Annotated in this window: 25 protein-coding genes and 1 tRNA gene; 15 read left to right on the forward strand and 11 right to left on the reverse strand. The window is 63.2% G+C overall.

Annotation, left to right across the window (positions count from 1 at the left end; genetic code table 11):
- Window positions 1-150 precede the first annotated feature (150 nt).
- Window positions 151-843 carry an HAD family phosphatase gene (locus tag FHX11_RS07495; protein WP_184356601.1) on the reverse strand — a complete coding sequence of 231 codons (693 nt, stop codon included), beginning with the start codon at window positions 841-843 and terminating at the stop codon, window positions 151-153.
- Between the two features lie 234 nt (window positions 844-1,077).
- Here FHX11_RS07495 and FHX11_RS07500 point away from each other — a divergent pair, with 234 nt between their 5' ends.
- From FHX11_RS07500 to FHX11_RS07510, 3 genes are all read left to right on the forward strand, one after another.
- Window positions 1,078-1,746: a GntR family transcriptional regulator gene (locus tag FHX11_RS07500; protein ID WP_184356603.1), complete on the forward strand. Its 669-nt coding sequence runs from the start codon at window positions 1,078-1,080 to the stop codon at window positions 1,744-1,746.
- 144 nt (window positions 1,747-1,890) lie between these two features.
- A complete protein-coding gene (locus tag FHX11_RS07505; protein WP_184356605.1) occupies window positions 1,891-2,481 on the forward strand; it encodes a biotin transporter BioY in 591 nt (196 codons plus the stop codon).
- Window positions 2,478-2,903 carry a DUF1284 domain-containing protein gene (locus tag FHX11_RS07510; RefSeq protein WP_184356607.1) on the forward strand — a complete coding sequence of 142 codons (426 nt, stop codon included), beginning with the start codon at window positions 2,478-2,480 and terminating at the stop codon, window positions 2,901-2,903. Before FHX11_RS07505 ends, FHX11_RS07510 begins: the two co-directional genes overlap by 4 nt.
- A gap of 47 nt (window positions 2,904-2,950) precedes the next feature.
- Here the strand turns inward: FHX11_RS07510 and FHX11_RS07515 are convergent, their stop codons facing one another.
- On the reverse strand, window positions 2,951-3,670 hold the full coding sequence (locus FHX11_RS07515; protein WP_184356609.1) for a helix-turn-helix transcriptional regulator: 720 nt from the start codon (window positions 3,668-3,670) through the stop codon (window positions 2,951-2,953).
- Between the two features lie 71 nt (window positions 3,671-3,741).
- On the opposite strand from FHX11_RS07515, the gene FHX11_RS07520 reads away from it, so the two are divergent.
- From FHX11_RS07520 to FHX11_RS07530, 3 genes are all read left to right on the forward strand, one after another.
- Window positions 3,742-4,071, forward strand: a complete 330-nt coding sequence (locus FHX11_RS07520; RefSeq protein ID WP_184356611.1) for an NIPSNAP family protein — start codon at window positions 3,742-3,744, stop codon at window positions 4,069-4,071.
- Entirely contained in the window at window positions 4,068-4,436 is a 369-nt protein-coding gene (locus FHX11_RS07525; protein WP_184356613.1) for an antibiotic biosynthesis monooxygenase, read from the forward strand. The genes FHX11_RS07520 and FHX11_RS07525 overlap by 4 nt, the downstream gene beginning before the upstream one ends.
- Window positions 4,437-4,559: 123 nt before the next feature.
- Complete coding sequence (locus tag FHX11_RS07530) at window positions 4,560-5,690, forward strand: site-specific DNA-methyltransferase (RefSeq protein ID WP_184356615.1); 1,131 nt, start codon at window positions 4,560-4,562, stop codon at window positions 5,688-5,690.
- 223 nt (window positions 5,691-5,913) lie between these two features.
- Here FHX11_RS07530 and FHX11_RS07535 read toward each other — a convergent pair whose 3' ends face one another.
- Genes FHX11_RS07535 through mutY form a run of 3 tightly spaced genes read right to left on the reverse strand, consistent with a single transcriptional unit; the run spans window position 5,914 to window position 8,023 of the window.
- On the reverse strand, window positions 5,914-6,279 hold the full coding sequence (locus tag FHX11_RS07535) for a nuclear transport factor 2 family protein (protein WP_184356617.1): 366 nt from the start codon (window positions 6,277-6,279) through the stop codon (window positions 5,914-5,916).
- A 4-nt stretch (window positions 6,280-6,283) separates the two neighbouring features.
- The gene (locus FHX11_RS07540) at window positions 6,284-6,898 is read right to left on the reverse strand and encodes an HAD family phosphatase (RefSeq protein WP_184356619.1); all 615 of its coding nucleotides are present in this window, start codon (window positions 6,896-6,898) and stop codon (window positions 6,284-6,286) included.
- Window positions 6,899-6,916: 18 nt separating this feature from the next.
- A complete protein-coding gene (mutY, locus tag FHX11_RS07545; protein WP_184356621.1) occupies window positions 6,917-8,023 on the reverse strand; it encodes an A/G-specific adenine glycosylase in 1,107 nt (368 codons plus the stop codon).
- A gap of 99 nt (window positions 8,024-8,122) precedes the next feature.
- On the opposite strand from mutY, the gene FHX11_RS07550 reads away from it, so the two are divergent.
- The 6 genes from FHX11_RS07550 to FHX11_RS07575 all read left to right on the forward strand — a co-directional run bounded on the left by FHX11_RS07550 (window position 8,123) and on the right by FHX11_RS07575 (window position 15,148).
- Window positions 8,123-8,623, forward strand: a complete 501-nt coding sequence (locus FHX11_RS07550) for a DUF721 domain-containing protein (protein WP_184356623.1) — start codon at window positions 8,123-8,125, stop codon at window positions 8,621-8,623.
- Window positions 8,624-8,702: 79 nt separating this feature from the next.
- Window positions 8,703-8,930 (forward strand): DUF6290 family protein, encoded by a 228-nt coding sequence (locus FHX11_RS07555; RefSeq protein ID WP_184357518.1) that lies wholly within the window; start codon window positions 8,703-8,705, stop codon window positions 8,928-8,930.
- On the forward strand, window positions 8,914-9,186 hold the full coding sequence (locus FHX11_RS07560; RefSeq protein ID WP_184356626.1) for a type II toxin-antitoxin system RelE/ParE family toxin: 273 nt from the start codon (window positions 8,914-8,916) through the stop codon (window positions 9,184-9,186). Before FHX11_RS07555 ends, FHX11_RS07560 begins: the two co-directional genes overlap by 17 nt.
- A gap of 175 nt (window positions 9,187-9,361) precedes the next feature.
- The gene (locus tag FHX11_RS07565) at window positions 9,362-10,102 is read left to right on the forward strand and encodes a DsbA family protein (RefSeq protein ID WP_184356628.1); all 741 of its coding nucleotides are present in this window, start codon (window positions 9,362-9,364) and stop codon (window positions 10,100-10,102) included.
- Window positions 10,103-10,204: 102 nt separating this feature from the next.
- Window positions 10,205-13,666, forward strand: coding sequence for a chromosome segregation SMC family protein (locus tag FHX11_RS07570; protein ID WP_184356630.1), 3,462 nt, complete (start codon window positions 10,205-10,207; stop codon window positions 13,664-13,666).
- Between the two features lie 156 nt (window positions 13,667-13,822).
- The gene (locus FHX11_RS07575) at window positions 13,823-15,148 is read left to right on the forward strand and encodes a hemolysin family protein (RefSeq protein WP_184356632.1); all 1,326 of its coding nucleotides are present in this window, start codon (window positions 13,823-13,825) and stop codon (window positions 15,146-15,148) included.
- 11 nt (window positions 15,149-15,159) lie between these two features.
- On the opposite strand, the gene FHX11_RS07580 is transcribed toward FHX11_RS07575, so the two are convergent.
- Together FHX11_RS07580 and FHX11_RS07585 are read right to left on the reverse strand one after the other, a co-directional pair.
- Entirely contained in the window at window positions 15,160-15,459 is a 300-nt protein-coding gene (locus FHX11_RS07580) for a type II toxin-antitoxin system RelE/ParE family toxin (protein WP_184356634.1), read from the reverse strand.
- 5 nt (window positions 15,460-15,464) lie between these two features.
- The gene (locus FHX11_RS07585) at window positions 15,465-15,746 is read right to left on the reverse strand and encodes a type II toxin-antitoxin system ParD family antitoxin (protein WP_184356636.1); all 282 of its coding nucleotides are present in this window, start codon (window positions 15,744-15,746) and stop codon (window positions 15,465-15,467) included.
- Between the two features lie 185 nt (window positions 15,747-15,931).
- Between FHX11_RS07585 and ppdK the strand changes: the two genes are divergently transcribed.
- A complete protein-coding gene (ppdK, locus tag FHX11_RS07590) occupies window positions 15,932-18,598 on the forward strand; it encodes a pyruvate, phosphate dikinase (RefSeq protein ID WP_184356637.1) in 2,667 nt (888 codons plus the stop codon).
- A gap of 30 nt (window positions 18,599-18,628) precedes the next feature.
- Here ppdK and FHX11_RS07595 read toward each other — a convergent pair whose 3' ends face one another.
- On the reverse strand, window positions 18,629-18,898 hold the full coding sequence (locus FHX11_RS07595; RefSeq protein ID WP_184356639.1) for a hypothetical protein: 270 nt from the start codon (window positions 18,896-18,898) through the stop codon (window positions 18,629-18,631).
- Between the two features lie 192 nt (window positions 18,899-19,090).
- Complete coding sequence (locus FHX11_RS07600; protein WP_184356641.1) at window positions 19,091-19,516, reverse strand: hypothetical protein; 426 nt, start codon at window positions 19,514-19,516, stop codon at window positions 19,091-19,093.
- A 234-nt stretch (window positions 19,517-19,750) separates the two neighbouring features.
- On the opposite strand from FHX11_RS07600, the gene FHX11_RS07605 reads away from it, so the two are divergent.
- Complete coding sequence (locus FHX11_RS07605; RefSeq protein WP_184356643.1) at window positions 19,751-20,689, forward strand: DUF1499 domain-containing protein; 939 nt, start codon at window positions 19,751-19,753, stop codon at window positions 20,687-20,689.
- Window positions 20,690-20,695: 6 nt separating this feature from the next.
- Here the strand turns inward: FHX11_RS07605 and FHX11_RS07610 are convergent, their stop codons facing one another.
- Window positions 20,696-21,604: an MBL fold metallo-hydrolase gene (locus FHX11_RS07610; protein ID WP_184356646.1), complete on the reverse strand. Its 909-nt coding sequence runs from the start codon at window positions 21,602-21,604 to the stop codon at window positions 20,696-20,698.
- 11 nt (window positions 21,605-21,615) lie between these two features.
- Window positions 21,616-21,915 (reverse strand): cupin domain-containing protein, encoded by a 300-nt coding sequence (locus tag FHX11_RS07615; protein ID WP_184356648.1) that lies wholly within the window; start codon window positions 21,913-21,915, stop codon window positions 21,616-21,618.
- A 158-nt stretch (window positions 21,916-22,073) separates the two neighbouring features.
- On the opposite strand from FHX11_RS07615, the gene FHX11_RS07620 reads away from it, so the two are divergent.
- A tRNA-Gln gene (locus FHX11_RS07620) sits at window positions 22,074-22,148 on the forward strand.
- Window positions 22,149-22,174 lie beyond the last annotated feature (26 nt).

Consider the following 22,174-nt stretch of genomic DNA (forward strand, 5'->3'; position numbering starts at 1 on the left):
GTAGGCAGTAGGCAGTAGGCAGTAGTAAAAGGTCACCTTGTCCTTGCAATCGGGGCAACACAGCCGCAATTTCTATTGCCTATTGCCTATTGCCTATTGCCTATTGCCTATTGCCTATTGCCTATTGCCTATTGCCTACCGTTCGGCCGCTCACAAAACCCCTTCCCAGTCCGCCAATGCCATCACCACGCCGGGCAGGTCGCTCATCCTTGCGATGACCGTTTCCGCGCCGGCGTCCGTCAGGCGGTCGGCATGGGAGGGATAGGTGTGCGAGGCGCCGGTGAAGCCGATGACCCGCATGCCGGCGGCCCGCGCCGCCTGGACGCCGTGCACGGAATCCTCGACGACCACGGCCTTGGCCGGCGAGACGTTCATCTGCTTGGCGCCGTGCAGGAAGATATCCGGCTTCGGCTTGACGCGGTCGGCGCCGAGATCCTTGGCCGAATAGATGTGTGGCGCAAAGAGCTGCTTGTAGCCGACCTTGGAGAGCATCATGTCGAGCCGTGCCGAACTGGAATTCGAGCAGACGCAACGCGGCATCGGCAGGCGCGACAGGGCCAGCGGAACGCCGGGAATGGCCTTGACGTCGTTGGCGAGCCTCAAGTCGAGCAGCTTCTCGGACTTGTCGAGGAGGGATGCGGAGAGCGGGATGCTCGCCTCGCGCTCCACTTCGAACAGAATGTTCTGCCAGGTCATGCCCGCGAAGCGCTCGCCCATTTCCTCGACGCCGATCGGGTAGCCCGCATCCGTCAGCAGCTTGGATTCGACTTCCGCCGCGATGATTTCCGAATCGACCAAGACGCCGTCGCAGTCGAAGATGATGAGATCGAAGCCATTGCTCATGAGGATATGCTGCCTTTAAAGGACGTTCTTGAATTGGCATAGGCTTGCCCAAAGCCGTCTTGCGGCATCGAGGGCATGCTCTGAAAGGGATGATGCGGCTTTACACGATGTGCCGGCAAAGCTCAACCGATCGCCCGGCATGGCTGGACTGCGCTGGTGGAAAGGGTCGGTCCGGACGCGCACGGCCCGTCCTTGTCGCTCGACAATCCCGAAGCCCGCCTTTAAGGATCGCTCATGACCAAAGAGCGCGACGACACGATTGCCAGCCGTATCAGCCGGGTGCTTGCCGAGCGCATCATTCGCGGCGAAATCGCCCCCGATGCGCGGCTGCGGCAGGATCACATCGCCGAGGAGTTCGGCGTCAGCCATGTGCCGGTGCGCGAGGCCTTCCGGCGCCTGGAGGCGCAGGGGCTGGCCATCAGCGTGCCGCGCCGCGGCGTTCGCGTCGCCTCCTTCGATCTGAAGGAGGTGCGCGAAGTTGCCGAAATGCGCGCCGCACTGGAGGGGTTGGCGCTGAAGCATGCCGCCCAGCACCTGACGCCGGCCATCCTCGATGCCGCCGAGGAGGCGACGCGGGAAGGGGACGCGGCCGCCGATGTTCGCGCCTGGGAGGAGGCGAACCGCCGCTTCCATCGCCTGATCCTCGCTCCCTGCGACATGGCGCGTCTTCTCGCCTCGATCGACGACCTGCATGCCGCCAGCGCCCGTTTCCTCTTCTCCGCCTGGCAATCGGGCTGGGAAAAGCGCACCGACCACGACCATCGCGCCATTCTCGCCGCCCTGCGTCAGGGACGGGTGGACGAGGCCGCCGCCATCCTGCAGAAGCATGTGCAATGGATCGGCCGAGCGCCGGTGCGAACACCCTCCGGAGTGACACGCGAAGCCTTTGCGATCGTCGGATAATTCCCGGCGGCCGTCGCGGATTGGCTTCAGCGGTTCGCTTTCGCCCCCCTGTGCAGCAGCGATGACCGACACTTGCGCTCCCGGCGGTTCTCCGTCATGACATGCACGGAGTTCAAGCCGTCCATCATTCGGGAGGAGAGCCGGATGCCCTTGCTGCCTCATCATGAGCAGACCGTTTGCGATCCTCTGGGTCTCGGTGAACGGTCGCTGGCCGTCAAGGCGTCCTGCGTCATGGTCGGGACGCTCGCCCTGACGCTTGCCTCATGGGTATCCCTGCCGATGGTGCCAGTACCGGTTACCATGCAGAGCTTTGCAGTCACGATGATCGGCGCGCTCTACGGCTGGCGCCTCGGCGCACTGACCATTCTCGCCTGGCTGGGTGCCGCGCTGCTCGGCTTTCCCGTTCTGGCCGGCAGCGCCAGTGGTATCGCTCCCTTCATGGGCCTGACGGCTGGCTATCTCCTCTCCTTCCCCATCATGGCGGCGCTGGTCGGCTGGCTTGCGGAGCGTGGCTGGAGCGGCGACCGCATCGTGTATAGCTTCGCGGCGCATCTGGCCGGCAATGCGCTGGGTTTGACGCTCGGCGGTGCGTGGCTTGCGGTGCTGCTTGGTGCGCAAGAGGGCCTGTCGCTCGGTGTGGCACCCTTCATTCTCGGCGCTATCCTGAAGTCGGCGCTTGCCGCAGCCGTGCTCACAGGCGTAAAAATCTACGGCGACAAGGCGCGGCTGATTTGACTGTTCGGCTTCGCGCCCATCACCTGCTCTGCATGCTGACCTTCGTCGGCGAGGGCTATACGCCGGCCTTCACCGCCAATTACCGCCGCATCGCAGAACGTCTTTCGGCTGGGGAAGAGATCCAGCTCGTATCCGGTCCCGACGATATCTGCGCGCCGCTTCTCGAGGAGAAGGAGCCGCATTGCTTCAACGACTCGGTGCTGGAGCGCGATGCCGCAGCCCTGGCGGATGTCGCGGCTCTCCTGGGGATGGATGTCCGCCCCGGTTCCATCCTTGTTCCGGATGCCGGTCTGCTGACCAGATTGCGACAGAGCTTCGCCGGCGGCGAAATTCGCCAAGCCTGCATTCGTTGCGAGTGGAGCAATCTATGCGACCGTATCGCCGCAAACAATTTCGAGGGCATATTGGTCGGTGCGCGCTAAAGCCGGCCGGCGGTCGAGGCGCTCGGGAAAGATGCCCTCTTGCGCCGCTATTCGGCGCTTTCCCTCTCGCTGGCGCGGTTGTCGGCCTCGAGGGGAAACAGCGCCAGGAAGCGGCGCTCGCCCTCGGGCGTGAACTGGATCGAGCGGCTGTTTTCCGTTCGCCGCGCCCAGCCCCTGTCGAAGAAGCTGGACAGCAGTGCCTTGCCGAGCCCGCCGGCCAGATGCGTGCGCCGTTCGCTCCAGTCGAGGCAGGCGCGGCAGAGAGGACGACGGGTCGCGCGCAATCCGCCGACATCGATGCCGATCGCATGAAGATGCGCTTCGCCGCGCTCCGTCAGGTCCAGGCCCTCGCCGAGTGCCGAGATCGCGCCGGTCGCGATCAGGCTGTCGAGCATGCGCACGCCATAGTCGCCGGCGAGGTGGTCGTAGCAGATGCGTGCCTTGCGCAGGGCGGGTTCTTTTGGTCCGGGGCGATGGCGCAGATGTCCGCGGCTTGCGGCAAAGCCCATGATACCCTCAAGCAGCTTGCCGACGCCGTCGTCGGCCAGCGCGAAATAACGATGGCGGCCCTGCTTGCGCTGCGCCAGCAACCCGCCCGCTTCGAGCTTGGACAGATGCGTGCTCGCCGTCTGCAGCGTGATGCCGCCGGCGGCCGCCAGCTCCGTCGCCGTCAGCGCACGGCCGCCCATCAGCGCGGTCAGCATGTTCGCCCGCGCCGGATCGCCGATCAACGCGCCGATTTGCGCTATGTCAGGACCTTCCTTCATACTTCGATCCTAACCGAAGCATCGACGTCATGCAATGTGCGATACCAACTCCGTCAGCAAAGGAGAAAACCATGATCACCTGTTTCATCCGCTACGAGATTGACCCGTTCAAGAAGGATGCCTTCGCCGAATATGCCAAAGCCTGGGGGCAGGCCATCCCGCGCAACGGCGCCGACCTCATCGGCTATTTCGGCCCGCATGAAGGGTCTGCGACGACAGCCTACGGCGTCTACAACATCGAGAGCCTTGCGGCTTACGAAGCCTATCGCGCCCGTCTCGTCGCCGATCCGCTCGGCCGGGCGAATTATGATTTCGCTCGCCGCGAACGCTTCATTCTCCGGGAGGACCGCATCTTCCTGAAAAATGTCTCCCTGCCGCACGCGCCGAGGATATCGCCATGATCGTGGTCATCTTCGAAGTCACGCCGCAAGCGGGCGAACGCCATCATTATCTTGATATCGCCGGCAAGCTGCGCGCCGAACTCGACACGATAGACGGCTTCATCTCCGTCGAACGTTTCGAAAGTCTCACCCAGCCCGGCAAGGTCCTGTCACTGTCCTTCTGGCGCGACGAGGCGGCGGTTGCGGAGTGGCGCAACCGCGAGGCACATCGCGCCGCGCAGAAGGCCGGGCGCGGCGGCATTTTCGCGGATTACCGGCTGCGGATCGCGCATGTGTTGCGCGACTATGGCATGAACGAACGGGAGGAGGCGCCGGCCGACAGCCGGTCGAGGCATGACGGATCGGGGCCGGCGGAAGTTCCGTGACGACCGCAGTCTTTATTTCCGGGAAATCGTAAAATCTGCGGCTCGCTTTAGCCTTTGGTAACCAAGTTAGGTAACCATAACACTCAGTTAATCGTAACGTGTAAGTGTAACAGCGAGTATCACATGGCGTCAGTTTTCCCGCTTGCCGATCTCAGGACTTCCGCAACGCCGGGCTCTTGGGTCGACACGATCATCAAGGGCGATTGCGTAGCGGCTCTTGAAGCACTGCCCACCCATTCCGTCGACGTCATCTTCGCCGACCCGCCGTATAATCTGCAGCTCGGCGGCACGCTGCATCGCCCCGATCAGTCGCTGGTCGACGCCGTCGACGACGAGTGGGATCAATTCGCCTCCTTCGAGGCCTATGACGCCTTCACCCGCGCCTGGCTGCTCGCCTGCCGACGCGTGCTGAAGCCGACGGGCACGATCTGGGTCATCGGCTCCTATCACAACATCTTCCGCGTCGGTGCGACCTTGCAGGATCTGAACTTCTGGATCTTGAACGATATCGTCTGGCGCAAGACCAATCCCATGCCGAATTTCAAGGGCCGCCGTTTCCAGAACGCCCATGAGACGATGATCTGGGCGAGCCCGAACGCCAAGGCCAAGGGCTATACCTTCAACTACGACGCCATGAAGGCCGCCAATGACGATGTGCAGATGCGCTCCGACTGGCTGTTCCCGATCTGCAGCGGCAACGAACGGCTGAAGGGCGATGACGGCAAGAAGGTGCATCCGACGCAGAAGCCGGAAGCGCTGCTTGCCCGCGTCATCATGGCCTCGTCCAAGCCGGGCGACATCATCCTCGATCCCTTCTTCGGATCGGGCACGACCGGCGCCGTCGCCAAGCGTCTCGGCCGTCATTTTGTCGGCATCGAGCGCGAGCAGGATTACATCGATGCCGCCAGCGCCCGCATCGCTTCCGTCGAGCCGCTCGGCAAGGCGGAACTGACCGTCATGACCGGTAAAAAGGCCGAAGCGCGCGTCGCCTTCAACGTGCTCGTCGAAAGCGGCCTCATCAAGCCCGGCCAGGTGCTGACGGATGCGCGACGCCGCCATAGCGCCATCGTGCGCGCCGACGGCACGGTCGCCTCGGGCGGCGAGGCCGGCTCGATTCATCGTCTTGGTGCGAAAGTCCAGGGCCTCGATGCATGCAACGGATGGACGTTCTGGCACATCGACGACGGGCAGTCCCTGCGCCCGATCGACGAACTCCGGTCCATCGTCCGCAACGATCTGGCGAAGGTGGAGTAATCCCGACTATCCCATCGGCGCGAGCCCGTCCGAGAGCTGCCCCACGGCTTTCGGGCTCACGCCGCGGCCAGATCCGCATACCCGCCTTCTTCCGTCGAGTACCTCCAGTTAGGGAGGAAGGCGAGACGCCCAGGGCCACCGCATATCCTCGCGAATCCGCATGGCTTCAAGCAAGGATTATGCGAGCCCTGGGCGCCATTTTTTAAAGGCGTGGCCTCTCGGCTCAGAATTCCTGATAATCCGTCACATCGACGCGCACGACGCGGCCCTCTTCATCGAAGGTGATCGTTTCCTCGCCCTCGCGGACCAGCGGCTTGCCGGTCTTGCTGTTCGTCGCCCGGACGGACCAGACGGAGCGGCCCGAAAGCGGCGTCAGCGTTTCCACCAGTGAATTGACGGCAGTCTGATCCGGATAGGTGTCGAAATAGCCGCGGAATGCTTCCATGATCGCCTCGCGGCCGGCAAGGCTGCCGACGCCGTTCGAGACATAGGTGGCATCCTCGGCGAAGAAGTTCTCGATCGTCTCGTAGTCGAGCTGATTGATGGCGTCATGGAACAGGGTGATGCGTTCTGCCGGGTCAAATATCATCTCTTCAAACCTCGATGCCGTAGGTGGCTAGATCGCTTCTGAGCTTTTCCGCGTCGGTAAAATGGACCGCATGCCAGCCGGCGGCCCTGGCACCTTCGACGTTGATGAGCGTGTCGTCGATGAAGATGGTCGATGCCGGGTCGAGGCCGAAGCTCTTCGCATGGGTTTCGTAGATCGTGACGTCCGGTTTGATCAGGCCGATATCGCCCGATACGGTGACGCCGCGCGTCTTGGTGAGGAAGGGGAAGCGTGCCTGCGCCTCGCGGAACGTATCCGAGGCGAAATTGGTCAGCATGGTGACGTCACGCCCCTCCGCGATCAGCTTCTCCATGATCGCCACGCTGCCGTCATAGGCATGCGGCACCATCTCATACCAATATTTGCGGAAGGCGCGGATCTGTTCCTCGCGCTCGGGATGCTTTTCTATCAGCAGCGCTTCGGCGTCTTCCCAGGTGCGGCCACGATCCTGTTCGATGTTCCATTCATGGGTGCAGACATTGGCGAAAAACCAGGCGCGCTCGGCCTCGTCGGGAATGATGCGGCTATAGGGAAGGCTCGGATCGTAATGGAGAAGAACCTTGCCGATATCGAACACGATGTGGCGGATTTCTGTCGTCATGTATGCTTTCCTGATGTGTTAGGCGCTGGCCTCGATGAATGCGCCGGTCTTCGCGAACGCATTGGGAATAGCCTGAGCGATTGCTTTTTTCATGACTGTCGGCAGCGCCTGAGCTTCAAGATTTGTAACCGGCTCCCACCATCCGTCATTGCCGTCCCCGGTTGACGTCACCCGCGCGCGATAGATCGACAGTCGCAGCTCGAAATGGGTGAAAACATGCGTCACCGTTCCCGCCATTTGCCAATCGGCCGGGAAGGGAGCGGCGTCCATGCCGGTTTCGCCATCGATCCGCGCCGTCCAGCCGGTGGTCGGCACCTCCGTCATGCCGCCGAGCAGGCCGCTGGCGACGCGCCGGCGCAGATAGATCTCGCCGTCGCGATTGACCGCCACGAAGGCCGCGCCCTGCCGCACCGGCTTTTCCTTCTTCGCGGCCTTCACCGGAAACTGCTCCGGATCGTGGGCGGCAAGCGCCTCGCAGGCATCGTTGAAGGGACAGAGCGCGCAGGCCGGCCGCTTCGGCGTGCAGATTGTGGCGCCCAGATCCATCATTGCCTGCGCGAAATCGCCCGGCCGGTCGGCCGGGGTCAGCAATGCCACCTTCTGCTTCATCAGCGGTTTGGCGGCGGGCAGGGGGGCCGAGATGGCGTAAAGCCGGGAGATGACGCGCTCGACATTGCCGTCCATCACGGCCGCCTGCCGGTTGAAGGCGATCGCCGCAACCGCCGCGGCCGTATAGTCGCCGATCCCCGGCAGGGCTCGCAAGCCCTCCTCGGTGTCGGGGAAACGCCCACCATGCTCAGACGCCACGGCCTCCGCGCATTTCTTCAGGTTGCGGGCGCGGGCATAGTAGCCGAGCCCGGCCCAGGCGGCCATGACATCGTCGGTCGGTGCCGCCGCGAGGTCGCCGACCGTCGGCCAGCGCGCGAGGAACTTGGCGAAATAGGCCTTGACCGCCGGCACGGTGGTCTGCTGCAGCATCACCTCGGACAGCCAGATATGGTAGGGATCGGGCCGGATGCCGCGCGCGGCCATCGGCGGCGAAATGCGCCACGGCAGGTCGCGATGATGGCGGTCGTACCAGGCGAGCAGGGGCGCGGCCGTTGGGGATGCTGTTGTCGTCGTCATGATTTGCCGCATCGAGGAGAAGTGCTCTATACTTGGCCAAGCTGCGCCGGGCGATCAAGGTCCCGGAGGCGCAAACGAGGTTCCGGACCCTTTTATCAGATGAGTTATCCCCGAAAAGGCGAGAAGCAGATCTCCGAGTTGACCAACGGCATCATCGATCCCGTGCTGGCCAAGCGCGCCGGCATCAATACGGCGTTGCTCGGCTCCTGGGACGAGATCGCTGGTGAGGATTTTGCCGAATGCACCCGGCCGGAAAAGATCGCCTGGGCCAAGCGCGGCCATGCGGGTGACGATGGCGGCTATCAGCCCGGCGTGCTGACCATCGCCTGCGAGGGCGCCCGCGCCCTCTTCCTCACCCACGCGCAGGGCGAACTGATCCAGCGCATCAACGGCTTCTTCGGCTTCCACGCCGTCAATCAGATCCGCATCGTCCAAAAGCCGGTCTCGGTCGCCTCCAAACGCTCCCGTACCCCGCCGCCGCTGAAGGGCGAGGCGGCGCAAAAGCTGGAAGACATGATGGAGGGCATCGAGGACGACAAGCTGCGGGCGGCCGTGCAAAGACTGGGCACGGCGATGGTTTGGCGGCGGGGCAGGAGATAGAAATACCACGATGTCGGGAAATGCATGGCATGTTCATATCTACGATGCTATACATGTATAGCTATCGGGAGAAATGACGATGCTGGCTTTGAGACTGCCGCCGGAAATTGAAGCAAGGCTTGATGAGCTGGCCAAACGCACCGGGCGCAGCAAAAGCTTTTATGCTCGCGAAGCGATCCTGGAGCATCTGGACGATCTTGAGGATATCTATCTTGCGGAAAAGCGTCTGGAAGAGTTTCGCCGTGGCGAAGGCGACACTACTGTTTCCCTGGCTGAATTAATGGCACGCCATGGCGTGGAGGATTGAGTTCCTGCGGCCTGCGGAGCGGGAGCTTGAAAAACTCGGGCATGAGACATCGCGCCGGATATTGAAGTTCCTTCACGAACGTATAGCCAAGCTCGAAGACCCGCGCTCGGTCGGCGAGGCTTTGAAAGGCTCCGAACTGGGCGACTTCTGGAAATATCGTGTTGGCGACTATCGCATAATTGCTCATATCGAAGACAGCGCCATACGGATTTTGATCGTTCGGGTCGGAAATCGTCGCGAAGTTTATCGCAGATAGCATCGGCGGTGCATTCGCGGAACGATTCCCATGCAATCCTGACGATAATTTAATCCATCCGTCTTCTCCAGGTCACAATTCTTTGAAGAAAGTTGGTTGACCGTGCCTTGTTAGCGGCAATCAGCCGTTATATCGCAATGGACCATCAATGACCTCTTAACCCACGGGTGACTCTATGCCGATGTCCGACATGTTCTTGACCAAACGCCACCTGCTGGGCGGCACTGCCGCCGCAGCACTTTCCGTGGCGTTCGCGGCCGTTGCCGACACCGCCGCATTCGCCGCCAACGCCACGACGGCCGGCGGTGCGCAGGAGACCACCAGCACCGCCGCCACGCCGGAGGACGCAATCCCGACGGCCGACGGCAGCGTCGACATGAACGAAGTGCTGAAGCCCGGCGCCCTGCCGGAGATCGCGCTTGGCAAGGAAGACGCTCCGGTCAAGATCGTCGAATACATGTCGCTGACCTGCCCGCACTGCGCGCATTTCGCCGTGACGACCTTCGATGCGATCAAGCAGAAATATGTCGACACCGGCAAGGTTCGCTTCATCATCCGCGAATTCCCGTTCGATCCGCGCGCCGCGGCCGCCTTCATGCTGGCCCGTTGCGCGCCGCAGGAACAGTACGTGCCGATGGTGGAAATGCTGTTCAAGCAGCAGATCGCCTGGGCCTCGCCGGATGTCAACGGCCGCGATGCACTGCTGCAAATGTCGAAACTTGCCGGTTTTACTGAGGATAGCTTTACGAAGTGCTTGACGAACCAGAAGCTTCTGGATGATGTCAATTCAGTACGGGAACGCGCAGCCAAGGATTTCGGCGTCAATGCGACGCCGACCTTCCTGATCAACGGCAAGCGCTATGCGGGAGACATGTCGGTTGGTGCCATGTCGAAGCTCATCGACAGCCTTCTCTGATCCGCGCCTTTTGCAAAGGGCGGGCGGCGGGGAAACCCGCGCGCCCGCTTTTTTGCGACTACCTGTTACCTTCTCCCTGTGTGGGAGAAGGAGGTTTAGCCCATGAAGTTCAACAGGCTTCGTCTCGTCGGCTTCAAGTCCTTCGTGGAACCGGCGGAATTCGTCATCGAGCGTGGCCTGACCGGCGTCGTCGGCCCCAACGGCTGCGGCAAGTCCAACCTGGTCGAGGCGCTACGCTGGGTCATGGGCGAGAATTCCTACAAGAACATGCGCGCCTCCGGCATGGACGACGTCATCTTTTCCGGTTCCGGCAACCGCCCGGCGCGCAACACCGCCGAAGTCGGCCTCTATCTCGACAATAGCGACCGCACCGCGCCTGCCGCCTTCAACGACAGCGACGAAATCCAGGTCACCCGCCGTATCGAGCGCGAGCAGGGCTCGCTCTATCGTATCAACGGCAAGGAAGCCCGCGCCAAGGATGTGCAGCTTCTCTTCGCCGATGCGTCCACGGGCGCACGCTCGCCGTCGATGGTCGGCCAGGGGCGTATCGGTGAATTGATCCAGGCCAAGCCCCAGGCCCGCCGCCAGCTTCTTGAAGAGGCGGCCGGCATTTCCGGCCTGCATTCGCGCCGGCATGAGGCGGAACTGCGTCTGCGCGCCGCCGAAAGCAATCTCGAGCGCCTCGACGACGTGACCTCGCAGCTCGAAAGCCAGATCGAGAGCCTGAAGCGCCAGGCCCGGCAGGCCAATCGCTTCAAGATGTTGTCCGCCGATATCCGCGCTCGTGAGGCCATGCTTCTGCATATCCGCTGGGTGCAGGCGAAGGAAGCCGAGGCCGAGGCCGACAGCGCGCTCAATCAGGCCACCGTGCTGGTCGCCGAGAAGGCTCAGCTGCAGATGGAGGCGGCGAAGGCGCAGGGTATCGCCAGCTTCAAGCTGCCGGAACTGCGCGAAGACGAGGCGAAGGCCGCGGCCGCTTTGCAACGCTTGCAATTCGCCCGCAATCAGCTGGAAGAGGATGCCAATCGCATCCTGCGCCGCCGCGATGAGCTGACCCGGCGCCTGGCGCAATTGGCGGAAGACATCCGCCGCGAGGAGCGCCTTGTCGCCGACAATGCCGCCATCCTTGCCAAGCTTGATGCCGAAGAGGCCGATATCGCGGAAATCCTCGCCGATTCCGGTCGGCTTGCGGAAGAGACGCACGAGGCTTTCGAGAGCGCCGCCGCCAAGCTTGCCGACAGCGAACGCGTCTTTGCCGCGCTGACGGCGGAGCGGGCCGAGGCCGCTGCCGCCCGCAACCAGCTCGAACGCGCCATTCGCGATCTCGCCGACCGCAAGATGCGGCTGGAGCGGCAGATGGATGAGGCGAGCGGCGAGCTTGCCGCGATCGGCGAGAAGATCGCGACCCTGCCGGACCCCGGCGAGAAACGCGATATGGTCGAGGCGGCGGAGGCCGTGGTGGCCGACGCCGAGGCGGTAATCCAGAGCGTCGAAGCAGCGCTTGCCAGGGCGCGCGAGACCGAAGCGCTGTCGCGCACGCCGGTCGATCAGGCCCGCTCGCGGCTGAACGCCCTGGAAACGGAAGCCCGTACCATCTCCAAGATGCTGGCGGCCGGTGCCGCCTCCGGTGCATTTCCGCCGGTTGCCGAAGACCTGCGCGTCGATCGTGGTTTCGAGACCGCGCTTGGCGCCGCCCTTGGCGATGATCTGGAATCGCCTCTCGACCCGCAAGCGCCGGCTCATTGGTCGGACAATGGCAGCGGCAGCGCCGATCCCGCCTTACCGGAAGGCGTCACGCCGCTGATTTCGCATGTGCGGGCGCCGGCCGTGCTGACCCGGCGCCTGCGCCAGATCGGTCTGGCCGCTGCTGCCGATGCCCAGCGCCTGATGCCGTCGTTGAAACCCGGTCAGCGGCTGGTGACCAGGGATGGTGCCGTCTATCGCTGGGATGGCCATGTGACCGGGGCTGACGCGCCGAGCGCGGCGGCCCTGCGGCTGGCGCAGAAGAACCGCCTTGCCGAACTCGAGGCGGAAGTCGAGCTCGCCCGCGATGTCCTGACCGAGGCCGAAGAGCGTTTTGCCGCGGCCGGCGAGGCTATCCGGGCGGAAGAAGGGCAGCTGGTGATCGCGCGTGATGCCAGCCGGCTTGCAGCGCGTCATCTTGGCGAAGCCCGTGAGGCTCTGGCGGCGGCCGAGCGCGCCTCCGGCGATCTGATCCGCCGAAGGGATGTGATCACCGAGGCCGTCAGCCATCTGCAGACGCAGTTGGAAGACGTCGCCGTGCAGGATGAAAACGCCCGCATCGAGCTGGAAGACGCCCCCGATCTGAACGCGATCGACCTCAAGCTGCGCAATCAGCAGGCGGACGTGGCGACCGATCGTGGCGTGCTGGCCGAAGCCCGCGCCCGTCATGAGGGGCTGAACCGCGAAAATGAGGCCCGGCAGCGCCGCATCCTGGCGATCCGGCAGGAGCGCGACGGCTGGCGCCAGCGCGCCGCAAGCGCCGAGGAGCACATTCAGACCCTGCGCGATCGCGAGGAGGAAGCGCGCGACGAAGCCGCCGAGCTCGATCTTGCCCCCGACGAATTCGACGACAAGCGCCGCGCGCTGATGAACGAATTGCAGAAGGCCGAAGAGGCCCGCCGCGTCGCGGCCGATCGTCTCGCCGAGGCGGAAATCGTTCAGCGCGAGGCCGACCGCCAGGCGGCGACGGCCCTGTCGGAACTGGCCGAAAGCCGCGAAAAGCGCGGCCGCGTCGAGGAGCGGCTGGTATCCGCCCGCGAACGCCGCCAGGAAAGCGAGCTGCGCATCCGCCAGGCGCTGAATGTCGAGCCGCATGAGGCGCTGCGGCTGGCGGGCCTGTCGGCGACGCAGGCCATTCCCGATCTGCGGGAGGTCGAACGCGAAGTGGAGCGCTTGAAGATCGAGCGCGAACGCCTGGGTGCGGTCAATCTGCGCGCCGAGGAGGAAAGCAAGGAGCTGACCGAGCGGCTGCAGGCGCTGATCAAGGAACGCGACGATGTCATCGACGCGATCAGGAAGCTGCGCGGCGCGATCCAGAGCCTCAACCGCGAAGGCCGAGAACGGCTGATTGCCGCTTTCGACGTCGTCAACGCGCAGTTCCAGCGGCTGTTCACCCACCTCTTCGGCGGCGGTACGGCCGAACTGCAGCTGATCGAATCCGACGATCCGCTGGAGGCCGGCCTCGAAATCCTCGCCCGCCCGCCGGGCAAGAAGCCGCAGACCATGACGCTGCTCTCCGGCGGCGAGCAGGCGCTGACGGCGATGGCGCTGATCTTTGCCGTCTTCCTCACCAATCCCGCGCCGATCTGCGTGCTGGACGAAGTGGATGCGCCGCTCGACGATCACAATGTCGAGCGCTATTGCAACCTCATGGACGAGATGGCCGCCTCGACCGAGACGCGCTTCGTGGTCATCACTCACAATCCCATCACCATGGCGCGCATGGACCGCCTCTTCGGCGTCACCATGGCCGAGCAGGGCGTTTCACAACTGGTTTCCGTCGATTTGCAGACGGCGGAGCGGTTGCGCGAGATTGCGTAAGGAACCCTTTTCGAGTGGCCTCCTTTCCGGGTGGAAAGAGAGAAAACCGTTCCCATATGCCAAGAAATTGCAGCTTCGGCTGCCGTGCGCTTATAAAGCGTGATAGTCTTGTTTTCGATCGACAATACGTGGCGCTGAACCGCCCGGAAGGGAAGCATGTCTGGATCTGATGGCAGTATTTTCGATATTCTCGGGATACTTGCCGTATTGTTTCTTGTCGCGGCCAATGGCTTTTTCGTTGCCGCGGAGTTTTCTCTCGTCTCCGTACGGCGCAGCCGCGTGACCGAGCTCGTCGCCGAAGGGCGGATGAACTCCAAGGCGCTGCAAAAGGCCGTCGACAATCTCGACGCCAATCTCGCCGCCACGCAGCTCGGCATCACCATCTCCTCGCTCGCGCTTGGCTGGGTCGGCGAACCGGCGCTCGCCCATCTGCTGGAGCCGCTTCTCGATTTCCTCCCCGGTGCCTGGGCGGCGGCCGGATCGCATGCCGTCGCCGTGGTGATCTCCTTCATCATCATCACCGCCCTGCATATCGTGCTCGGTGAGCTCGCGCCGAAGAGCCTGGCCTTGCAGCGCAGCGAAGGCACGGCCTTGGGCGTCGTGCGGCCGCTCGGCCTTTTCCTCTTCCTGCTTCGTCCGGCGATCACCGTGCTGAACGGACTTGGAAACCTGGTGTTGCGGCTTTTCGGCCTGCGGCCGGGCACGGGCGAGGGTTCGCTGCATTCTCCGGCGGAGATCAAGCTTCTGGTCGCCGAAAGTCAGGAAGCCGGCCTTCTGGAGCAGGCGCAGCAGGAGCTTGTCGAGCGTGTCTTCAACATCGGCGATCGCGATGTCTCCGACATCATGACGCCGCGGCTGGAGGTCGACTGGATCGATGCCGACGACACGCCGGAGGAAATGCAGAAAACCATCCGCGAAAGTCGCTTCGAGCAGCTCCTGGTCGGCCGCGGCTCGATCGACGAGCCGATCGGCATGATCCTGAAAAAGGATCTGCTCGACCAGCTTTTGAACGGCAAGCCGCTCGATCCGATGGCGGTCATCCGCCAGCCTTTGGTCGTTCACGAAGCGACGGCCGTCTTCAAGGTGCTGGAAAGCTTCAAGCGCGCGCCGGTTCGCCTCGCCATGGTCATCGACGAATATGGCAGCCTGGAAGGCATCGTCACCCAGACGGACCTGTTGGAAGCCATCGCCGGTGACCTGCCCGACATGGACAATGAGGGGCCGGATGTGGTCGAGCGCGCCGACGGCTCGCTGTTGATGGAAGGCATGATGCCGGCCTACGACGCCTTCCAGCGGCTGGGCCTGCGCGAGACCTCCGACGACAGCAGCTTCCACACCCTTGCCGGTTTCGCGCTCTATCAGCTCGGTCATCTTCCGGAAGTCGGCGAAAGCTTCACCTATGGCGGCTGGCACTTCGAAATCATCGATCTCGACGGCATGCGCATCGACAAGATCTTGGCGAAGCGGGAGGCGGGGGCGTAAGATTCTGTTCCTTATTCGTTCGTGAGCCGAACCTCTCTGCCGCCGTGGAATATGCGCATAATGGTCACGGTATTCCCTTTGATGCGGAAAGCGATGGTCGCCCTGTGGCGATATCCTACCGTGCGCAAGCCTGGGCTGATGTCATCGTGACGCATGCCACGCTCCGGAAACGTCTCGAACGCCGCGCAATGATCAATCAAGCGCTCGACATAGTCCCGCGCCGTTCGATCGCCGGCTTCCTGAAGCAGATAATCATAGAGTTCGGCCAAATCGGCCCGCGCATCGGCATCGAATATGATCTCATATTTCATGAAAGCTAGATTTTCTGCCCGCTTCGCAAGTTCATATGGGCTTGTAGCTGCTTGCGGGTCTCTTCGGCGGACAGGCCGCGACTAGGATTGGCGTCATGCGCCTCGATCGTCGGGACGACCTCTTGGCGCAACCATCTTTCCATTGCCGCATCACGAGCGGCCAGAGCGCGCAGGCCATCGCGAATAACTTCGCTTTCGCTCGCGTACTCGCCAGACGAAACCTTATTTTTCACCATCTGAGCCATTTCCAGCGGAAGCGTGATGCTGAGGGCTTGGGTCGTTCTCATGGACGTCTCCTTTGTCACCTTTGATAACACGAAATAGGATTTAATCCTATCGCATCCTTGTGAGCGTATGGTTTATTCAACCTACGTCTCATATTTATTGTGCAACGCAACATTTTGCCGTATTTGTCGATTTTCATTTCCGTCTCAATGAATTAAGTTCAACTTCAGGAGTTGGACGGGGGAAAATGACGAAGTGGGTCTATACATTCGGCGATGGGAAGGCCGAAGGACGCGCCAGGGACTTTGAGCGTCTCGGGGGCAAGGGTGCCAATCTCGCGGAGATGTGCAGCCTTGGCCTGCCTGTTCCGCCCGGCCTGACGGTTGTCAGCGAAGCCTGCACTTTCTATTACAAGAACGGCAGGACTATTCCCGAAGAGCTGAAGCCGCAGATCATGCAGGGGCTGGCGCAGATGGAGGTGATCACCGGACGCAAATTCGGCGATACCGTGCGGCCGCTGCTCGTCTCCGTGCGCTCCGGCGGGCGCGCTTCCATGCCCGGCATGATGGATACCGTTCTGAACCTCGGGCTCAATGACGCCACGGTGCAGGCGCTCGGCCACGATGCCGGCGATGCCCGCTTTGCCTGGGACAGCTATCGCCGCTTCATCCAGATGTATGCCGATGTCGTCATGGGTCTCGACAACGAGGTCTTCGAGGAAATCCTGCAGGATGAGAAGGCCCGCTTCGGCCATGAGTTCGATACCGATCTCTCCGCTGTCGAATGGCAAGAGGTGGTCTCGCTCTACAAGACGGTCATCGAGGACGAGTTGGGCGAGGCTTTTCCGCAGGAGCCGGAAGTGCAGCTTTGGGGCGCGGTCGGCGCCGTCTTTTCGAGCTGGATGAACCCGCGCGCCGTCACCTACCGGCATCTGCACAATATTCCGGAAGCCTGGGGGACGGCGGTCAATATCCAGGCCATGGTCTTCGGCAATCTCGGCAATTCCTCGGCCACCGGCGTCGCCTTCACCCGCAATCCCTCGACCGGCGAGAAGGAGCTTTACGGCGAATTCCTCGTCAATGCGCAGGGCGAGGATGTCGTCGCCGGCATCCGCACGCCGCAGAGCATCACCGAGGCCGCCCGCATCGCCTCCGGCTATGACCGTCCGTCGATGGAAAAGCTGATGCCGGAAGCCTTCGCCGAATTCCGCCGCATCTGTTCCGAGCTCGAAACGCACTACCGCGACATGCAGGATCTGGAATTCACCATCGAGCGCGGCAAGCTCTGGATGCTGCAGACCCGCGCCGGCAAGCGCACCACCAAGGCGGCGATGAAGATCGCCGTCGACATGGTCGACGAAGGTGTCATCACCGAAGACGAGGCGGTGTCGCGTATCGAGCCGACGACGCTCGATCAACTCCTGCACCCGACCATCGATCCGCGCGTGCATCGCGAGGTCATCGGCTCCGGCCTGCCGGCGTCACCGGGGGCGGCGACCGGCGAGATCGTCTTCACCGCGGAGGAGGCGATCATGGCCGAGGAGGAGGGCCGCAAGGTCATCCTCGTGCGCATCGAGACGAGCCCGGAAGACATTCACGGCATGCATGCCGCCGAGGGCATACTCACCACGCGCGGCGGCATGACCAGCCATGCGGCGGTCGTCGCCCGCGGCATGGGCATCCCCTGCGTCGTCGGCGCCGGCACCATGCGCATCGACATGCGCAACGAAAAGCTGATCGGTATCGGCGTCACCCTGAAGAAGGGCGACGTCATCACCATCGACGGCTCGACTGGCCAGGTGCTGAAGGGCGAGGTGCAGATGATCCAGCCGGAACTCTCCGGCGATTTCGGCCGCATCATGGCCTGGGCCGACCGCTCGCGGCGCATGACGGTGCGCACCAATGCCGATACGCCGGCGGACGCCCGCGCCGCCCGCGCCTTTGGTGCGGAAGGGATCGGCCTTTGCCGCACCGAGCATATGTTTTTCGAGGGCGACCGCATCCATGTGATGCGCGAGATGATCCTGGCGGAAGGCGAGGAGGGGCGCCGCGCCGCGCTCGCCAAGCTGCTGCCGATGCAACGCCTCGATTTCACCGGCCTGTTCACCATCATGCATGGCCTGCCGGTCACCATCCGTCTGCTTGACCCGCCGCTGCACGAATTCCTGCCGAAGACGGACGAGGAGATCGCCGAGGTCGCCGGCATCATGGATATGGAGCCGGCGAGCCTGCGCCAGCGCGTCGACGCGCTGCACGAGTTCAACCCCATGCTCGGCCATCGCGGCTGTCGCTTGGCGATTTCCTATCCGGAAATCGTCGAGATGCAGGCCCGCGCCATCTTCGAGGCGGCGGTCGCCGCTGCCAAGGAGACGGGCGCGGCCGTCGTGCCGGAGATCATGGTGCCGCTGGTCGGCCTGCGCTCCGAGCTGGATTACGTCAAGGCGTGCATCGAAGACGTGGCCCGCGCGGTGATGACCGAAGCCGGAATGAAGATCGACTATCTCGTCGGCACCATGATCGAGCTGCCGCGCGCCGCCCTGCGTGCCCATATCATCGCCGAGGCGGCCGAATTCTTCTCTTTCGGCACCAACGACCTGACGCAAACCACCTTCGGCATGTCGCGCGACGATGCCGCCGCCTTCATCCCGACCTATCAGCGCAAGGGCATCATCGAGCACGATCCCTTCATTTCGCTGGATTTCGATGGCGTGGGAGAGCTGATCCGCATCGCCACCGAGCGTGGCCGCCGCACCCGCAACGACATGAAGCTCGGCATCTGCGGCGAGCATGGCGGCGATCCCGCCTCGATCCATTTCTGCGAGGAAATCGGGCTGGATTATGTGTCCTGTTCGCCGTTCCGCGTGCCGATCGCAAGGCTTGCGGCGGCACAGGCGGCGATCAGGGGCAAGACCTGAGATTGGGCGCTGTCGGCGGCGATTTCGGTGTCACCAATAGCCGCGACGATGATAATAGCGCGGCCCGATGACATAGGGCGGTCCCCAGAAGAAGTCGTCATTGCTTTCCATGAAGGCGCGCTGGTCGGCGCGCCGGCTCAAGTCCTGATTCATCAGGCAATTGCCGAAATTCTGCGTGCCGCGCTTGAAGCCGTAGGAGCTGCATTTCGCCTCGTCCGCCGCCCGGATCTGCTCCGCCGTCTGGCAGGCGGAGAGCGTGATCGCGATGGCGAGGAGCGAAGCAACGGGAACGATACGCATGGCTCGATATCCGGATTAGAGCAATTCCAGGAAAAACGCGTCGCGACTTTCCGCCCGGAATTGCGTCAAAACAATAGGATGGAGAGCTTCAATGATTCCGTGAAGCGCTGATGCTCTCCAGATGTGCAGTCGAAATCATAGCGCCGCTCGGCAAGGCGCGAAAGCTCCGCCGCGCGACAGGACGGGGGATAATCAGGCGGCGTCGGGCAGCTTTTCCGGCAGGCGCCGCAGCAGATCGACGAAGGCATCGGTGAAGCTCAGCAGATGCTCGGTTTCCTCATCCGGCTGCAACAGGCGAATTTCCGCGCCGTCGCCGTCAAGTGCCGCGAAGATGATGCGGATATCCTCACCGCCTCGCGGAACCCACAGAACGGCTAGCCGCCGGCAATCGGGGATCAACCCGGCAGCCGGAAGATCGAACAGGAATTCACCGCCGACCGCCTTGGCTGCGGTTCGCACGGCCTCGCAAAATCCCACTTCGCCACCGGAAAAGCCGTCGAGCGACAGCTCCAGCTCAAGCAGTTCGAGCGGCAGGACAGGCTCTATGGCATCGCCGGCCGCATTGGCCGCTACAGGCGACGGCTTGGCGGCGATGTCTGGCGATTGCGTCGTTCCCATCTCCTCAAGTCCTTTCATGGCCACGGTAAAACACGAAAATCATGGCCTTTTTTCGGAATTTAAGCAAGTACTCACACTTTTCTGCTAGGCGCCGCCGGATCGGCAGGCAGTGGAACCTTGTTCAGTCGTGCCGCGACATCCGATTTATTTTCGCCGTTTCTTGCTCTAAACATGAAATCGATCTTCGGGATTCGGTTGGTCCGGCTTCCGATCCGACGCGCCGACGAGCCCTTGATGACCATCCGCTTCGACCGTCCCGTTTCGCATGCCGCACGCGCCGCGCGCCTGATCGCTTCCTTTGCGCTGGTGCTGTGCGGAGTGATCTTGATCGGCCATCGGTTCGGGCCGCTGGAAACTCCCTATTTCATTCTGCTGCTGCTGATTTCGGCCGGTTTCGCCGCGCTGGCGGTGCTGCTGGCGGTCGTTGGCCTGACGCAGCTCTGGCGCTTTGCCGCCCTTGGCGGCGTTTCGGCCGTGAAGGCGCTGATCTATGCTGCCCTGCCGCTCGCCATCGTCGGCATCGGCGTGGAGCGTTACTGGACGCGGCCGGCGATCTACGACGTCTCTACCGACCTCGTCGATGCGCCGGAATGGCTGGCGCAATCCGAGGCGAGACAACTCTGGCTGCCGGCACGGCGGCTGGTCACGCCCGGCGACCGCGAGGCGCAATATGTCGCTTATCCCGCGCTGACCAGCCGGCGCTATGAAGGCGCTTCCGACCGGGTGCTGGAGGCGGTGCGCAAGGTTGCAAGAGACAGTCACATCACCATCGTCAAGGCGGAAGGCACCGACGTGATCGATCCGAACGGCGATCCGAAGCCGCGGCGGCGCACCGTGCGCCAGAAGCCGAGCCCGACGGCGGATGACAGCGCCGTCACCGACATGCCCGACGTCATTCCGGTGCCGACGCCGCGCCCGCGGCCCTATCGCGACGGCGTGGCCGATCTCATCCGCCAGAATACCGATGTCATTCTGCAGGGCGAAACGCGCACGCGCATCTTCGGCCTGCCCTTCGACATATTGATCCGCCTGCGTGAGGAGGCGGAGACCACGCTGGTCGATGTCCGCGTCGCCTCGCGCTATGGCCAGGACGATCTCGGCATCAGCGCCAATATCACTGAGAACTATTTGAAGGCGCTGGATGCCGAACTGCTGGGCATTGCGGGCAGCTGAGATTATTCAGGCGGGCCGGTAGGCGCCGAGCAGGGCGGGCGGCCCGTCCGTCCGCACCGCGCCCTTTTCCACCAGATCCTCCAGATGCGCCAGCACCGACAGGGCAGCCGCACCATGCAGGCGCGGATCGGTGTCGCGGTAGATGACCTTCACCATGTCGGGGATCAGCCGGTCGCCGGCCTTGACGCGCTCCAGTATGGCGCGCTCGCGCATGCGCCGATGCATCCGGATCCCGCGCATGAAGGAGGCCGGCTCCGTCACCGGCCCGCCATGGCCGGGCAGGAACAGCCGGTCATCGCGGGCAAGCAGTCGGTCGATCGAGGCCATGTAGTCGGCCATGGAGCCATCGGGCGGCGCGACGATGGTCGTCGCCCAGGCCATGACATGATCGGCCGAAAAGACGATGCCGCTGCCCTCGAGCGCGAAACAGGCGTGATTGGCCGTGTGGCCGGGCGTCAGAAGCGCGGTCAGCTGCCAACCGTCTCCCGAGACGCTTTCGCCGTCGCCGAGCACGATGTCCGGCCGAAAATCCGTATCCGAGCTTTCGGAAAAGGGATTGATTTCGCCGGCATGCAGCGGCCGCGAGGCCCGATGCGGCCCTTCGCCGACCGTCAGTGCCCCCGTTGCCTCCTTCAGCCGCCTGGCGAGCGGCGAGTGGTCGCGATGGGTATGGCTGACGAAGATATGCGTCAGCTCGCGCCCCTTGAGCGCCGCCATCAGCGCCGCGAAATGCGCCTCGTTCTCCGGGCCGGGATCGATGACCGCCACCGAGGAGGTGCCGACGATATAGCTGTTGGTGCCATGAAAGGTGAAGGGGCTGGGATTGTTGACCGTCATCCGCTGAATACCCGGCGCCACCGCTACGGCGCTGCCATAGGCCGGCACGAAGGCAAGGTCGAATTCGGGAACGCTCATGATCGCCTGAACTATCGTTTGTATTCGATTTCTATGAAGGACATCGGCTCGGCCCCGGCATTGACGACATTATGCTCGACGCCGGCATCGCGCCGGTAGGCCGCGCCGGCCGCGAGATCGACCCGCCGGCTTCCATCCGCCTCCTCGATCAGGAACTGGCAATCGGTCATCGGCACAACGACATAGCCGAGGCCGTGAACATGATGGCCGGTATCGGCGCCCGGCTCGAAATCCCATCGAGTGATGCGCACGACGGCATCGTCGGCAAGCACGGTGGGGTGAGCGGGCGGGCGGGCACGATATTGGCTCATCGGAGCTCCCTGACTGGATTTGGGCTGGACAAGACCTATCATAGCGCCCGTCGAAGCGCACAGAAATATGCATCCGGCAGCAACTTAATGATTGTGGGCCGATGCGACCTTTGCTAATCAGACGCCGATTTGGCCGGCATAGCCGCCATATCCTCTGTTGGGGCGTCGCCAAGCGGTAAGGCACCGGTTTTTGGTACCGGCATTCCCAGGTTCGAATCCTGGCGCCCCAGCCATGCATGTCAGCTTCGATCTCAAGGGC

It is taken from the genome of Rhizobium sp. BK602, from assembly GCF_014195095.1.
Classification (GTDB): Bacteria; Pseudomonadota; Alphaproteobacteria; order Rhizobiales; family Rhizobiaceae; genus Rhizobium.

Coding starts and splice junctions, on each gene's coding strand:
- FHX11_RS07565 (WP_184356628.1), top strand. CDS start 9,362: ATGCCGATGTCCGACATGTTCTTGACCAAACGCCACCTGCTGGGCGGC.
- FHX11_RS07605 (WP_184356643.1), top strand. CDS start 19,751: ATGACCATCCGCTTCGACCGTCCCGTTTCGCATGCCGCACGCGCCGCG.
- FHX11_RS07495 (WP_184356601.1), bottom strand. CDS start 843: ATGAGCAATGGCTTCGATCTCATCATCTTCGACTGCGACGGCGTCTTG.
- FHX11_RS07570 (WP_184356630.1), top strand. CDS start 10,205: ATGAAGTTCAACAGGCTTCGTCTCGTCGGCTTCAAGTCCTTCGTGGAA.
- FHX11_RS07505 (WP_184356605.1), top strand. CDS start 1,891: ATGCCCTTGCTGCCTCATCATGAGCAGACCGTTTGCGATCCTCTGGGT.
- FHX11_RS07555 (WP_184357518.1), top strand. CDS start 8,703: ATGCTGGCTTTGAGACTGCCGCCGGAAATTGAAGCAAGGCTTGATGAG.
- FHX11_RS07520 (WP_184356611.1), top strand. CDS start 3,742: ATGATCACCTGTTTCATCCGCTACGAGATTGACCCGTTCAAGAAGGAT.
- FHX11_RS07580 (WP_184356634.1), bottom strand. CDS start 15,459: ATGAAATATGAGATCATATTCGATGCCGATGCGCGGGCCGATTTGGCC.
- FHX11_RS07575 (WP_184356632.1), top strand. CDS start 13,823: ATGTCTGGATCTGATGGCAGTATTTTCGATATTCTCGGGATACTTGCC.
- ppdK (WP_184356637.1), top strand. CDS start 15,932: ATGACGAAGTGGGTCTATACATTCGGCGATGGGAAGGCCGAAGGACGC.
- FHX11_RS07500 (WP_184356603.1), top strand. CDS start 1,078: ATGACCAAAGAGCGCGACGACACGATTGCCAGCCGTATCAGCCGGGTG.
- mutY (WP_184356621.1), bottom strand. CDS start 8,023: ATGACGACGACAACAGCATCCCCAACGGCCGCGCCCCTGCTCGCCTGG.
- FHX11_RS07550 (WP_184356623.1), top strand. CDS start 8,123: ATGAGTTATCCCCGAAAAGGCGAGAAGCAGATCTCCGAGTTGACCAAC.
- FHX11_RS07535 (WP_184356617.1), bottom strand. CDS start 6,279: ATGATATTTGACCCGGCAGAACGCATCACCCTGTTCCATGACGCCATC.
- FHX11_RS07610 (WP_184356646.1), bottom strand. CDS start 21,604: ATGAGCGTTCCCGAATTCGACCTTGCCTTCGTGCCGGCCTATGGCAGC.
- FHX11_RS07515 (WP_184356609.1), bottom strand. CDS start 3,670: ATGAAGGAAGGTCCTGACATAGCGCAAATCGGCGCGTTGATCGGCGAT.
- FHX11_RS07525 (WP_184356613.1), top strand. CDS start 4,068: ATGATCGTGGTCATCTTCGAAGTCACGCCGCAAGCGGGCGAACGCCAT.
- FHX11_RS07600 (WP_184356641.1), bottom strand. CDS start 19,516: ATGGGAACGACGCAATCGCCAGACATCGCCGCCAAGCCGTCGCCTGTA.
- FHX11_RS07585 (WP_184356636.1), bottom strand. CDS start 15,746: ATGAGAACGACCCAAGCCCTCAGCATCACGCTTCCGCTGGAAATGGCT.
- FHX11_RS07560 (WP_184356626.1), top strand. CDS start 8,914: ATGGCGTGGAGGATTGAGTTCCTGCGGCCTGCGGAGCGGGAGCTTGAA.
- FHX11_RS07595 (WP_184356639.1), bottom strand. CDS start 18,898: ATGCGTATCGTTCCCGTTGCTTCGCTCCTCGCCATCGCGATCACGCTC.
- FHX11_RS07530 (WP_184356615.1), top strand. CDS start 4,560: ATGGCGTCAGTTTTCCCGCTTGCCGATCTCAGGACTTCCGCAACGCCG.
- FHX11_RS07540 (WP_184356619.1), bottom strand. CDS start 6,898: ATGACGACAGAAATCCGCCACATCGTGTTCGATATCGGCAAGGTTCTT.
- FHX11_RS07615 (WP_184356648.1), bottom strand. CDS start 21,915: ATGAGCCAATATCGTGCCCGCCCGCCCGCTCACCCCACCGTGCTTGCC.